Annotated in this window: 10 protein-coding genes; 3 read left to right on the plus strand and 7 right to left on the minus strand. The window is 54.8% G+C overall.

Going from position 1 to position 13,793, the window contains the following annotated elements:
* Positions 1-41: 41 nt before the first annotated feature.
* The 3 genes from AACH41_RS13740 to AACH41_RS13750 all read right to left on the minus strand — a co-directional run bounded on the left by AACH41_RS13740 (position 42) and on the right by AACH41_RS13750 (position 4,759).
* Positions 42-3,332, minus strand: a complete 3,291-nt coding sequence (locus AACH41_RS13740) for a transglutaminase family protein (protein WP_338655767.1) — start codon at positions 3,330-3,332, stop codon at positions 42-44.
* Between the two features lie 107 nt (positions 3,333-3,439).
* On the minus strand, positions 3,440-4,285 hold the full coding sequence (locus AACH41_RS13745) for an SPFH domain-containing protein (RefSeq protein ID WP_194748970.1): 846 nt from the start codon (positions 4,283-4,285) through the stop codon (positions 3,440-3,442).
* 27 nt (positions 4,286-4,312) lie between these two features.
* Positions 4,313-4,759: an NfeD family protein gene (locus AACH41_RS13750; protein WP_275357914.1), complete on the minus strand. Its 447-nt coding sequence runs from the start codon at positions 4,757-4,759 to the stop codon at positions 4,313-4,315.
* 82 nt (positions 4,760-4,841) lie between these two features.
* Between AACH41_RS13750 and AACH41_RS13755 the strand changes: the two genes are divergently transcribed.
* A complete protein-coding gene (locus AACH41_RS13755; RefSeq protein WP_338655770.1) occupies positions 4,842-6,122 on the plus strand; it encodes an FAD-binding domain-containing protein in 1,281 nt (426 codons plus the stop codon).
* 45 nt (positions 6,123-6,167) lie between these two features.
* Here AACH41_RS13755 and AACH41_RS13760 read toward each other — a convergent pair whose 3' ends face one another.
* Positions 6,168-7,679, minus strand: coding sequence for an esterase-like activity of phytase family protein (locus tag AACH41_RS13760; protein ID WP_338655772.1), 1,512 nt, complete (start codon positions 7,677-7,679; stop codon positions 6,168-6,170).
* Between the two features lie 126 nt (positions 7,680-7,805).
* On the opposite strand from AACH41_RS13760, the gene AACH41_RS13765 reads away from it, so the two are divergent.
* Both AACH41_RS13765 and AACH41_RS13770 read left to right on the plus strand, forming a co-directional pair.
* The gene (locus AACH41_RS13765) at positions 7,806-10,727 is read left to right on the plus strand and encodes a valine--tRNA ligase (RefSeq protein ID WP_338655774.1); all 2,922 of its coding nucleotides are present in this window, start codon (positions 7,806-7,808) and stop codon (positions 10,725-10,727) included.
* A 221-nt stretch (positions 10,728-10,948) separates the two neighbouring features.
* A complete protein-coding gene (locus tag AACH41_RS13770; protein ID WP_338655775.1) occupies positions 10,949-11,158 on the plus strand; it encodes a (2Fe-2S)-binding protein in 210 nt (69 codons plus the stop codon).
* Here AACH41_RS13770 and AACH41_RS13775 read toward each other — a convergent pair.
* The 3 genes from AACH41_RS13775 to AACH41_RS13785 are packed head-to-tail and all read right to left on the minus strand — an operon-like array spanning position 11,137 to position 13,772.
* The gene (locus tag AACH41_RS13775) at positions 11,137-11,898 is read right to left on the minus strand and encodes a molybdopterin-synthase adenylyltransferase MoeB (protein ID WP_338655777.1); all 762 of its coding nucleotides are present in this window, start codon (positions 11,896-11,898) and stop codon (positions 11,137-11,139) included. The two genes, AACH41_RS13770 and AACH41_RS13775, sit on opposite strands and share 22 nt — an antisense overlap.
* Before the next feature lie 15 nt (positions 11,899-11,913).
* Complete coding sequence (locus AACH41_RS13780) at positions 11,914-12,630, minus strand: prepilin-type N-terminal cleavage/methylation domain-containing protein (protein ID WP_338655779.1); 717 nt, start codon at positions 12,628-12,630, stop codon at positions 11,914-11,916.
* 5 nt (positions 12,631-12,635) lie between these two features.
* On the minus strand, positions 12,636-13,772 hold the full coding sequence (locus AACH41_RS13785) for a hypothetical protein (RefSeq protein ID WP_338655780.1): 1,137 nt from the start codon (positions 13,770-13,772) through the stop codon (positions 12,636-12,638).
* Between the last annotated feature and the right edge of the window lie 21 nt (positions 13,773-13,793).

Below are 13,793 nucleotides of genomic sequence, written 5' to 3' on the forward strand. Positions count from 1 at the left end.
CGCGCGGCCTATTAAACAAGACCTTGAGTGTAACAGGATGTTCACACATTCGGCTGCCATCGCAGATCAAGCGTAAATGGAAAACGTGGATTCGGTGGTTCTTTTACCACAGTCACCTTGCCCGCCGTATGGCCATGCGCCCAGAATCGTGCAAAACGCCGTGCCTCAGCTTCATTGGCATTCACCGGGAACGTATTGTAATTGCGCCCCCCTGGGTGCGAGACATGGTAGGTGCATCCTCCCAGGGATTTTTCACTCCAGGTATCCACCAGATCAAACACCAGCGGCGCTTGCACCGGAATGGTCGGATGCAGCGCTGACCACGGACTCCAGGCACGGAAGCGGATGCCAGCCACATATTCCCCGGCATGGCCGGTTGGTTGCAGCGGCAAGGGTCGGCCATTACAGGTCACCACATGGCGGCCATCGGTCAGGCCCCGCACACGCAACTGCATGCGCTCGACGGAAGAGTCCACGTAACGCGCGGTGCCCCCCCCCGCCATTTCTTCACCCAGCACATTCCAAGGCTCTATGGCCTGGCGCAATTCCAGCTCCACGCCATGATAAGCCGCGGTGCCATAGCGCGGAAAACGGAACTCTACAAAGGGATCAAACCAGCGCTGTTCAAAGGCATAACCCGCATCGCGCAAATCGGCCACGACATCGGCGATGTCTTGCGCCACAAAATGCGGCAACATCCAGCGGTCATGCAACTCGGTGCCCCAGTGCACCAGTTTGCCGGTATATGGCGTTTTCCAGAAACGGGCCACCAGCGCACGCAGTAACAGGCTTTGCAGCAAACTCATGCGCGCATGCGGCGGCATTTCAAAAGCACGGAATTCCACCAGCCCGAGGCGGCCAGTCGGGCCATCCGGCGAATAGAGTTTGTCGATGGAAAACTCCGAGCGGTGCGTGTTACCGGTTAAATCCACCAGCAAATTGCGTAGTAGCCGGTCAACCAGCCACGGCTGTTCGCTTTCTTTGCCTGCGGGCAAGGCTTGCTCCATCTGCTGAAAAGCAATCGCCAACTCATACAAATTGTCATCCCTGGCCTCATCCACGCGCGGCGCCTGGCTGGTCGGACCAATAAAAGTCCCTGAAAACAGATAAGACAAGGCGGGGTGATTTTGCCAGTAGGTAATCAGGCTACGTAATACATCCGGGCGCCGCAACATGGGGCTATCCGCCGGTGTTTCCCCACCCAGCGTGACATGGTTACCGCCGCCAGTGCCGGTGTGGCGGCCATCCAGCATGAATTTTTCAGTGCCAAGCCGGCACAGGCGCGCCTCGTCGTACAAGACGTTGATGTTTGTCACCAGCTCTTTCCAGGTTTTCGCCGGGTGGATATTCACTTCGATGACGCCGGGGTCCGGCGTCACGCTGAGCAACTTGAGTCTGCTGTCACGCGGCGGGGGATACCCCTCCAGCCACAGTTTGAGTTTCAAATCGGCCGCAGTTTGCTCAATGGCACTTAGCAAATCCAGATAATCTTCCAGTCGGCTGACTGGCGGCATAAACACATACAGCCGGCCATTGCGCACCTGTACGCACAACGCGGTATGGACCACTTCCCGTGCCAACGGCTGCGTTGTTTTGTGCTTGATCCGCACCTTGGGTGATTTGGCGGTCGCCAACGCGGCCTGAGCCTCAAACGGGTCTAGGGCAAATTCTGGCTCCATCTCTACAGGCAACTGCCATGGCAGCGAGGACAAGGGCAAGCGCAAGCCCATGGGCGAGTCACCACCCAGCAGATACAAATGTTCGCGGCGCAACGGCCACTTGCTAGTCAGCCATGCCCCGGCAGACTGGCTCTCGTCCGGCTTGAGCGGCATGACATAACCGACTACCTGCCCCAAGCCCTGGTTGAGCAAATCTGCCAGCCGTTTGCGCTCTTTGGCATCCTGCAAGTCCAGCTTGAGCGGGTCGAGATTCACCGGTAACTGCTGCTCTTGTTGCGCGAGACTCATCACGTCTTCATATGCGGCAACCACACAAGCCTTGGGAAAGCCCAACATGTCGGCCAGATGACGGGAAAAGGCTTCTGCCTGCACTACGCCATAGCCGTCATTGTGCCCTTCGGCTGAAAACAGGCTGGCATCGCGCCACACCGGCTTGCCATCCGGGCGCCAGTAAATATTGATGGCCCAGCGCGGCAAGGGCTCACCGGGATACCATTTGCCCTGACCATAATGCAAAAAGCCATCCGGGGCAAAGTGCGCTTTCAGGCGCAAAGCCAGGTCACCGGCCAGTTGCCGCTTGTGATCTCCCAGTGCAAGAGTGTTCCATTGTGCGCCATCCATATCATCAATCGACACAAAGGTCGGCTCGCCGCCTTGTGTCAGCCGTACATCGTGTTTTTTGAGCTCAACATCTACCTTGTCACCCAGCTTGAGGATGGCCTGCCAGTCCGCTTCGCTGTAAGGCTTGGTCACGCGCGGGTCTTCGTGAATGCGCGTTACTGTCATCTCATGCGTGAAAGTAACCTCGGCGATATCGGTAAAGCCAGTCACTGGCGCTGCCGAGGAAGGGATCGCCGTACACGCCAACGGAATATGCCCCTCTCCGGCCATCAGTCCAGAGGTAGGATCCAGGCCAACCCATCCTGCGCCGGGAATAAACACCTCGGTCCAGGCATGCAAATCGGTAAAATCCTTGTCGGTGCCACTGGGGCCATCCAGCGCTGCGACATCAGCCTTGAGCTGAATCAGGTAGCCGGAAACAAAGCGTGCGGCCAAGCCCAGGTGGCGCATGATTTGCACCAGCAACCAGGCGGAGTCCCGGCAAGACCCTGTACGCTTCTGCAGAGACTCTTCCGGAGTTTGTATGCCCGGCTCCATGCGCACGGTATAGCCGATTTCAGCCTGCAAACGCTGATTGACGGCCACCAGAAAGTCGACAATGCCGACTTCGGGTTTGATCACGGCTTGCCGCATTTCCGTCATCCACGCCTGCAACAAGGGCCCGACCGGATCTGGCTGCAAATAGGCGGTCAGCTCGAACGCCTGCTGCGCGGTATAGTTAAACGGGTAATGCTCGGCATATTTCTCGACAAAAAAATCAAACGGATTGATGACGGTCATATCTGCCACCAAATCGACCGTAAAGTCGAGCTCACGCACCATTTCGGGGAATACGTAACGGGCAATGTAGTTGCCGTAGGGGTCTTGCTGCCAGTTGATAAAAGGCTGCTGAGGATTAACCGTCAGAGAATACGACAAAATCGGCGTGCGCGCGTGGGCAGCGGGCTTGAGGCGGACTTCGTGTGGCGAAAGATTGACCAGGCGGTCAAATTGATAGCGGGTGCGGTGATGTAAAGCGACGCGTATAGCCACTGCTGATCCTCAATAATATTATGATTTTAAGCAGTGTGATGCAGGAAATATGCCAGCCACGCCAAAACCCAGCGCGTGGTGGCAATTAAACGCTACCCCTGATCGACTTACTTGCTGCCGCCTACCAGATTTTTGACCGCGCTCACCACATCGCCTGGCAGCACAACAATTTTGCTATTGTTGGAGTCGGCCATTTTTTGCATTGATTGAATATAACGGTCCCCCAGCAAAAAGGTGGCGGAGGTATTGTTTTCCTTGACCGCCTCGGCAATCATTTTAATCGCCGCTGCTGAGGCTTGAGCCCCCACCATTTGCGCCTCTGCGTCTTTACGCGCGGCTTCCAGGCGGGCTTCTGCATTCAAGATCAACGACTGCTTGGCGCCTTCGGCTTCGGTCACCACCGCCACACGCTCCCGCTCGGCCGCTGCCTGACGCTCCATCGCATCCTGCATATTGGCAGAGGGTTTGATGTCCTGAATCTCTACACTTTTCACGGTGAGGCCCCAGTCCAGCGCCTCATCGGCAATCGCTTCTTTAAGCTCAGCCTTGATCCGGTCACGCGAGGTCAGCGCATGATTGAGGTCCATGCCACCGATGATAGAACGCAAACTGGTTTGCACCATATTGCGCATGGCTTCACGAAAATTTTCGATGCCGTAGACCGCACGCTCGATATTGGTCACTTTGATAAACGCCACCGCATTGGCCAGAATCACCGCGTTATCACGGGTGATCACCTCCTGCTCTGGGACATCGAGAATGATGTCTTTGGTGGTCACCTTGTAACTGACATTACTGAATACCGGGTTGATCACATTGAGGCCTGGCTTGAGAATGCCGGCAAATTTACCGAGCCGCTCGACCACCCATTCTTCGCCCTGCGGCACAATACGTACCCCTTTCACGATGGCGATCACTACCAGTACGATCACAATGACACTGACTTCGGTCATAACGACTCCCCTCAATAATTAAAACGATTAACCGTGGTGGGCAGGCGCCACACGCAAGCTGTTGCCTTCCACGGCGACAATGATTGCCGCTTGTTGCACAGCCATGGCCGTATCGGCATAAGCTACCCATTCGCGGCTACCCAACACCCCTTGGGCAAACCGGATCTTGCCCGGTTGCATGGGAGAAATAGCCTCAATCACCACGCCTTCACGACCGATTTCCTCGCCCTGCGCCTGTCCAACCCGCAAGTCAGGCTTGCGTTTCTCCAGCTTGCGCATGATGGTCAAGGCCAGTGCCGCCAGCACGGCATAATTCAGGGCTTGCAAGGCTAATGACATCTCTGGCCAAACCAGGGTGAGCGCTGCCATTGCCAGTGCGGCAATGCCTAGCCATAACAAGTACAAGGTGCCGAGCAGCATTTCCGAGCATAACAGCACCAGGCCCAATCCGCACCACCACCATCCTGTCTGCATAACCCGCCCCCCCAAACCACGATGAATAAACGACCACGAATCTTTGAGCGCATGGTATCACTACTTGTGTCAAAATGGGGGAATGACTCAACCGCCTGTCCGCCTTACGCTTGCGACTGACCGCCGGGAACGGCTGGCACAAATCCGCACCTGCTTTCCGCAGGCCAACGGACCAGATTTGGACGACCGCTGGCAAGGCGGCCGCGTCGCAGCATTGCAGCGGCTGTCTGCCATAGATGCCGAGGCTTATGGCCACAGCCGCAATCATCTGCAGGGCGCAGTGACCCGGCTCTCGCCTTACCTGCGCCATGGCTGTCTTTCACTGCAAGAAGCAGTAACAGTGGTCCGCCAAAGCGTTGGTAACCGCGGGATCAAACTGATTGCAGAGCTCAGCTATCGCGACTACTTCAGGCAGGTCTGGTACCGTTTTGGCGAGGCGATCAAGCAACCGATGGAAGCGCCCAAAGTGGCGCTGGGTGATCACCCTCTGCCTGCTTTTATCGAACAAGGATTCACCGGACTGGTGTGCATGGACGAGATTGTGCGCAGTCTGCGACAGGAGGGCTATCTGCACAATCATGCCCGTATGTGGTTTGCCGCCTATGTGCTGCACTGGTTAAAAGTAGACTGGCGCCAGGCGGCAGACTGGTTTGAGCAACAGCTGCTCGATGGCGATTGGGCGTCCAACCATCTCTCCTGGCAATGGATAGGCGCCAGCTTTAGCCATAAACCTTATTTTTTCAATAAAGAAAATATCGTCAAATTCGGGGGCGACCCCTGGTGTCAGCAATGCCATGTGCGCTGCCCGTTTGATGCCAGCTACGAAACATTGCAACAGCAATTATTTAGTGCCCTGCCGCCGCAAACTGCTGATCAGGCTTCAGTCGCCAGCAACGCGCACATGCCTCTAGAAATCACAGCGCAGCGCTTACCCTCGCATGACGACAGCGCCCTGATCTGGCTTCATGACGAAATGTTATCGCCAGAGCATGCTCTACTAAAGAGTAAGGCCACTCGCGTCTTTGCATTTGACCCTGCGCTTTACGGGCAATGGCCCCTGAAACGCCTGCAATTCATGGCCGATTGCCTGAGCGAAATCCCAGAGGCAGACATATGGATTGGCAGCACAGCACAAGTACTGGCAAGCTATTCGCAGAGGCACATCATCAGCCAGAACACTCCGAACGCGCAGCTCAAAGCAGCGGCTGACGATGCACGACTTACTTGGCTAAACGAACCCAGCCTCTATGACACCTGCTTCAGCGACCATGAGCTGATGCGGTTTAGCCGCTACTGGAAAAAAGTTGAGCCGCTGGTGTTTACCAACGACGATGAACGATTTTCAAACGATCCAGCCACATAAAAAAAGCCGCCTTGGAAAGGCGGCTTTTTACTCACAGCAGCTCGATTAGCGCTGACGACGACGTTGCAACCAACCCATCAGGAACAGGCCAGAAATCAGCATCGAAACATTGGCTGGCTCAGGCACGGCACTGACGGACAATGCCTGGTTCACAAATTGACTGCCATTCAAGTCTGCATCGGTAAACTTGAACACAAAGAACTTGTTGTCCCCTGCGATGCCTGGCACAAAGTCATTATCATTGGCCACATACAGGGTGTGATACAGCACGCCACCCTCCATGATGTCCTCGCCAAAAGTCATGCCTTCGAGCTTGGCAGGTATATTAGTATTGCTGATACCAGCATTCACAAGTGCTGTTTTCAGGTCAAGGAACAAGCTTTTTTGCACAGCATAGCTCTGCAGGTTATTTTGGCCACTGATGCCAGCACCACTGTTCAATGAGCCAATATCTACCGCTTGGTCACCCACGACGCCATCGCCATTTGCATCATTCAGGTCGATTTTGTAGATACGTTTCACATCCGCCTTGGAACCATCGCCCGCGCCCTTGCCATCACGCTCAAGCACAAAGAAGGTATGGTCATTGACCGCCAGAATCTCGCTGATGTTGTAGCTCTTGTTTTTATCAGAGAGGAAGTTGTCATAGACATACTGCTTGGTAGCACCCGTTTTCGTATCAATCGTCACGATACGGTTGGTACGACCACCATCGCCACCATCCTGAATCAGCGGGCTTTGCTCAAAGCCAACCAGTGTTTTGCCATCAGGCGTAATGGCCAGGCCTTCCATGCCTTTGTTGGCCACACGGCCGCTGGTATTGCCACTGATTTCTTTCGCACCCTGGCTGCTCAAATTTTGCGCAGTAAATGCTGAAGGCAAGTTGTAGACATTGGTTCTGGCGCCGGTCGCGCGGTCAAATTGATAGACATAAGGGCCATATTCATCGCTGATATAAACGCTTTTGCCATCGTTAGAAACGCGGATGGCCTCTGGGTCGAAACGGCCATTATTCGAGTTGCTGGAGTTGGTACCCGCCAAAAAGTTATCTGAACGGCCATTGAAATAATATTTACCTGCATTTACCGTCGCGCCACTGCCCAATGTGTAGTTTTGGCCGCCCACGCTACCTGTGCCAGCGGCCCCGGTGCCGTAGTTAAGCGGCGTATTGCTGTATAACAGCGTGGTGCCAGTTAATGTCGGGGTCAGGTTATAACTGTAGCTCGAACCATTGTAAGTTTGTTGCAAACTCAGGTTGAGCGTTTGAAAGCGCGAAATGTAAGAAGTGGTATTGTCTACCAGCGGGTTATACTCGCTAGCATTCGGGCCACGGTCTGGCAACGCCAGGAAAGTACTACCACCCGCCCAAGCCAGGCCAGAACCCATGCCACCCAATACATTCTGATGATCCACACCGTTTTCCAGCATGCCAGTGAAACTGGACAAGTCCGTGGTCCCGGACAAACTGCCAATCGCGATCAATGAAGGGGTTGCATTTGCCAAGGCAGGCAATGCCAGTGAAATCGCCACGGTCATGGCGGCTAGTTTAAAAGTCATGTCAAAACTCCAGAATTAAAAAATTTTGACTAAATTAATCGCTGGCAGTGAATTTAATATGACAGGACTAGTGCTACGGGGACAGGTGCTCCAGAACAAGGGGGCGGCTGTGGTAAAATCCCGCGCATGACTACACAAACCAATACATCCAGCTCTACCCGCGAACTCGCTAAATCTTTTGATCCGAAAACCATTGAAAGCCAGTGGTATGCTTTTTGGGAAGGCAAAGGCTATTACGCCGCCGGCATGAACCCGGAGGTCAAAGATAATTTCTGCATTTTGCTGCCGCCTCCCAACGTGACTGGCACGCTGCACATGGGCCACGGTTTTAACCAGACCATCATGGATGCGCTGACCCGCTATCACCGTATGCGCGGGGATAACACCTTGTGGCAACCAGGCACCGACCACGCAGGCATTGCCACACAGATTGTGGTCGAGCGCCAGCTCGATGCGCAAGGCGTGAGCCGCCATAGCCTTGTTGAAGAGTTTGGGGCTGACGCGGGCCGCAAAAAATTCCTCGAAAAAGTCTGGGAATGGAAAGAATACTCAGGCGGCACCATCACCAAACAAATGCGCCGCCTCGGCACCTCGCCCGACTGGAGCCGCGAGCGTTTTACCATGGATGCCGGCCTCAACAAGGTCGTCACCGAAAGCTTTGTCCGTTTGTATAACGAAGGCCTGATTTACCGTGGCAAGCGCCTGGTGAACTGGGATGTGAAACTGGGCACCGCCGTGTCTGACCTCGAAGTGGTGCAGGAGGAAGAAGACGGCTCGATGTGGCATATCAACTATCCACTGGCGGATGGTTCAGGTCACCTGACTGTCGCAACGACCCGACCAGAAACGATGCTGGGTGACGTGGCGGTGATGGTGCACCCTGAGGATGAGCGTTATGCACATTTGATCGGTAAAAACGTGACTCTTCCGTTGTGTAACCGCGAAATTCCAATTATCGCGGATGATTACGTGGATAAGGAGTTTGGTACTGGCGTGGTCAAGGTCACGCCTGCACATGACTTTAACGACAATATGGTCGGCCAGCGCCAGGGCTTGGATAAAGTTGTGATCCTGAACCTGCAAGGCTTCGTGCCAGAAGTTGCAGAAGTCTATGCCGCTGATGGCAGTGTCAAACCTGCGATTGCTTTACCCGCCCACTTGGTAGGATTGGAGCGCTTTGCCGCGCGCAAACAAGTGGTGGCCGACCTGGAGACTGGTGGTTTCCTGGTCAAAGTTGAAAAACACAAACTCAAAGTGCCACGGGGCGACCGTACCAATGTCGTGATTGAACCTATGCTCACCGACCAGTGGTTTGTGGCGATGAGCAAGCCGGGCGAAGATGGCAAAAGTATCACCGAAAAGGCGCTAGAAGTGGTAGCGGATGGCCAGATCAAGTTTTACCCGGAAAACTGGGTCAACACCTATAACCAGTGGCTGAACAATATTCAGGATTGGTGTATTTCTCGCCAGCTATGGTGGGGGCATCAAATACCGGCTTGGTATGGTGAAAACGGCGAAGTGTTTGTCGCGCATGATGAAGCAGAAGCTACCGAGATGGCGGGCAAAGCAGGTTACACCGGTAATTTAAAGCGCGATGATGACGTGTTAGATACCTGGTACTCCTCTGCCCTGTGGCCATTTTCCACCTTAGACTGGACCGGCGACGAGCCACTGGACGCGCAGAATCAGGCCTTGCAGCAATACCTGCCCTCCTCAGTACTGGTCACTGGTTTTGACATTATCTTTTTCTGGGTGGCGCGTATGGTCATGATGACCAAACACCTGACCGGCAAAATCCCGTTCAAGCATGTGTATGTGCACGGCCTGATCCGCGATGCTGAAGGCCAGAAAATGTCCAAGTCCAAGGGCAATGTGCTGGACCCGATTGATTTGATTGATGGCATTGATCTGGAATCGCTGCTGAAAAAACGCACCACCGGCCTGATGAACCCGAAAGATGCGGAAAAAATCGAGAAACGTACCCGCAAGGAATTCCCGGAAGGCATTGCAGCGTATGGTACGGATGCTTTAAGGTTTACTTTTGCCAGCCTGGCTTCACCTGGCCGTGACATCAAGTTTGACCTGCAACGTTGTGAAGGTTACCGTAACTTCTGCAACAAGCTGTGGAACGCCACCCGCTTTGTGCTGATGAATACGGAAGGCAAAGATAATGGCTTTGGCGCCGAGAGTTGCGAAGCCGGTGGCCGCAAATTCAGTCAGGCCGACCGCTGGATTGTGAGCTTGCTGCAACGCACCGAAGCCGAAGTGGAACGCGCTTTTAACGACTACCGCTTTGACCTCGCTGCCAAGGCGATCTACGAGTTTGTCTGGGACCAGTATTGCGACTGGTATCTGGAAATTGCCAAAGTGCAGTTACAAGGTGGCACTGAAGCCGAACAGCGCGCGACCCGTCGTACCCTGTTAAGAGTGCTGGAAACCATCTTGCGGCTGGCACACCCGATTATTCCGTTTATCACCGAAGAGATCTGGCAGACGGTGGCACCGATGACCGAACTCAAGGACAAGTCGCGTGGCACTGAGAGCATTATGTTGCAGGTCTACCCGAAAGCTGATCTGGAGAAAATCGACGAACAGGCTGAAGCCTGGGTGGCGACACTGAAAACCGCTGTCGAAGCCTGCCGCAGCCTGCGTGGCGAAATGGGCATTTCACCTGCGGCCAAAGTGCCACTCATTGCCGCGGGCGATGCCGAGGCACTGACCGCCTATGCGCCTTACCTCAAGTCGCTGGCCAAGCTGGAAAACGTCGAGATTGTCGCCGAGCTACCGGAAGCCGATGCGCCAGTGATGCTGGCCGCTGACTTTAAGCTGATGCTCAAGGTAGAAATTGATGTCGCCGCCGAAAAAGAGCGTCTGGGCAAGGAAATCGCAAGGCTGCAGGGTGAAATCGGCAAGGCCAACGGTAAGCTGGGCAATGAAAGCTTTGTCGCCCGCGCGCCGGCTGCCGTGGTTGAGCAGGAAAAAGCCCGCCTGACAGAATTTAGCGCCAACCTGGAAAAACTACAGGCGCAACTGGCCAAACTCAAGTAATGGTCTAGCGTGCGTATCGCATGTATACGCACGCATTACCGGCTTGTATTAAAGCGGGTGGTCATTTGGTAATCATTGATGCCCTGCAGTCAGAGGGCGGCCGATGCGCTTTTAAAAACCTGTGAAATAAACCAATCGCTTTATTGTTGGTCTAGGTTGCAATACACAGGTGGATTGAGAGTGGCTGCCGAATATGGCGGCGCTGAGGAACAAAAGGAATAATGGCTGACTTGCTTGAAAACGATCCCAGAGAGGTGCTATGCAGTTGCAGCGGCACCACGCGCGGCCTGATTATCGAGCTAGTCAGGCAAGGTAAAGATCTGGATGGCATCTCGCGCTATTCTGGCGCGCTGTCAGGCTGCGCTGGCTGCGAATGGGAGATTACGGAGTTGGTGACCTCGTTACAGTCTCAGTCCACAGATTCCGCCTGACCACACACCGCGCAGGAAGGGTCTTTTTTGAGGCGTATGGTGCGCCATTCTGCACTGAGCGCATCCAGCAATAGCAACCTGCCTTCCATGCTCTGGCCCATATTGAGCAACACCTTAATGGCTTCAGCAGCTTGCGCTGTGCCTATCATACCGACCAGCGGAGCAAATACGCCGTTGTCTGCACAACGCAAGGCCTGGTCATCGCCGACGTCTGGATACAAGCAGTGGTAGCAAGGGCTGTCAGCATGGCGGAAATCAAACACGCTCAATTGCCCTTCAAAGCGGATGGCCGCCCCCGAGACCAGAGGCTTTTTACTCTCAAAACAAAGCTGGTTGAGCAAGTAGCGCGTAGCAAAGTTATCCGAGCAATCAATCACCACATCTGCCGCCAAGACCCGTGCGGCAAGCGCCTCGTCATTGAGCCGTGTCGTTTCGACATGGACGTTGACTTCAGGATTGAGGGCCGCAATCGTGGCCTGGGCCGACAAGGCCTTGTTTTGCCCAACCGCTGCCGTAGTATGGATAATTTGACGTTGCAGATTGGTGAGGTCTACCTGATCAAAATCACAAATGGTCAGCGTACCTACCCCGGCTGCGGCCAGATACATCGCCACCGGAGCCCCCAAGCCGCCAGCTCCCACGATCAGGGCATGACTTTGCGTGAGCTTTTCTTGCCCTGCATATTCAATTTGCGGCAACATGATGTGCCGACTGTAGCGTAACAACAAATCGTCTTGCATGTATTTTCCAATTATTCATGGCAGGCGTTGCGCTTGTACCATTTGCTGAATCAACACCTTGGGCGACAGCATGATCAGCCGGTCATCAAACACGGCCGTACCGGTTTGTTGTTGTGCCTGATCAACAAAGGCCAGGTCGCCATCTGCATTTTCACGCTCATCCGCGTGCTCGGGTGCGGGCATGGCATAGGCGCCGCCGCCAGACACGGATTGTATGCCACCCAGCCCGTTTTCGCCATGTGAAAGGATAATCGCCGCCGGTCGGCTAGGCCCGCTGGTGGCCGGGCCAGTCTCACTGCTGACTTGAATATTGCTGGCACCTTCGGCCGCGGCTACCGAGAACCACTGGCTGTGATGAGTAAACGTGCTGTCTGCGCGATAGCGAAAGAAACGGCCCCAGGCATCGGTGGCGACTACCCCTAATTGCTGCGATGGCAACCAGCCCTCATCACTGGCGCAGGTCTGGTTGGATAATACATTCTCCCACCCATCGGGCGGCTGGTCGGTATCAGGACACGGCAGGTAATGATAAATCAGTGCATGGCCAAGCAAGGCCTGTTGCGCCGTATTCAGCCGCTGTTCGGTTTGCTGATATTTTTGCAATCCGTATTGCACCTTGAGGGGCGTCATGAGCCAGCCCATCATCAGGCTTAAAATCACCAAGGCGATCGCCATTTCAAGCAGGCTGAAGCCATACAGAGAGGATTGTGATCGAGGAGAATATGCAGTCATGCCCTTCATCTGGCGATTTGCTCCAGTTGATCATTGCTGGGTGCATCCCATGCCGTGACGCCGGCCAGACCCAGCGCAGCGACTGTCGGCATCTCGATAAAATTGGCATACTCACTTTTTTGCGTAGTCGTCTGTCGTAATTGTCCGGCTAACATCTCGCCAGACACAACCAAGAGCACTTGCGAGGACCGCGGCAGATAAAACACCTGCTCCCGCCAGCCATTTTGCTGAAACCAGTGATGCATGGCCTGACCATCCAGCATGGCTTGATTTGCAAGTGGGCCATGCAGGTCGCCATCGACCGGCAAGCGGCCCAGCGTAGTCGTTTGAGCAGACATACATTGCCCAGCTTGCAATGATTGTGCACCTAAACAACTCGCGTCTGAAATGGATGCTGGCACAGGTAAAGGCGCACATGGCCTGGACGTGCAAGTAAATGCTCGCTTAAGCTCTGATAACACCTGCTTTTGCATGACTTGATGCATGCGGCTGGCCGAGATTGGCCAGACCACGTCATTAAATTGTGTAGTCGGAGGCGACATGACAAAGCCGTGATCGCTGTACTCTGTCGGGTTGGCATTATCCAAGGTCCCCTCAATATCCAGATACTCCTTGGCACCATCGTCAGGCTGCAGGCGGCGTTGCTGCCAGCCATCCAGCCTCAACAGCGGCTGCATGGGGGCAATCACCACAGCCACAACGCCATTGCCCACACTGGCATCCCAAGTCGGCCCATTGTTGGCCATCACGCTCCAGCTGCCCTGCGTGTCCAGATTCAAAGGACGCAGGCGCGGATTATTTTTATAGCGCTCTGACACTGCGTACCACAAGCGCTCACCGCTGCCATCGCGCAGGTCGCCTAAGCCCAGTGTTTTCCAGGGCAACCTGCCCAAGCGAGCGGAGTTACTGCATGAGGTTTCGGCAATGCCGTCGTTATTGCGGTCTGGGCATGGCAAATCGCCCGGGCGTGGGCAATTCAACTCACAAGGCGTGGTGCCCAAAGGTTGCTGCGCATAGGCAAGCAAGGCCTGCTCGGCCTTGGCCAAGGCCGTCATGGTTTTGTGCAACGACGCCTGACTGGAAAACTCACGGCCCACCAAGGGATAAACCAGCATGCCCGCCATGCCGGACAACAGCAGCAAAAGCGCCCAGATTGCAATTCC

The organism is Methylophilus sp. DW102 (assembly GCF_037076555.1).
In the GTDB taxonomy this organism is placed as follows: domain Bacteria; phylum Pseudomonadota; class Gammaproteobacteria; order Burkholderiales; family Methylophilaceae; genus Methylophilus; species Methylophilus glucosoxydans.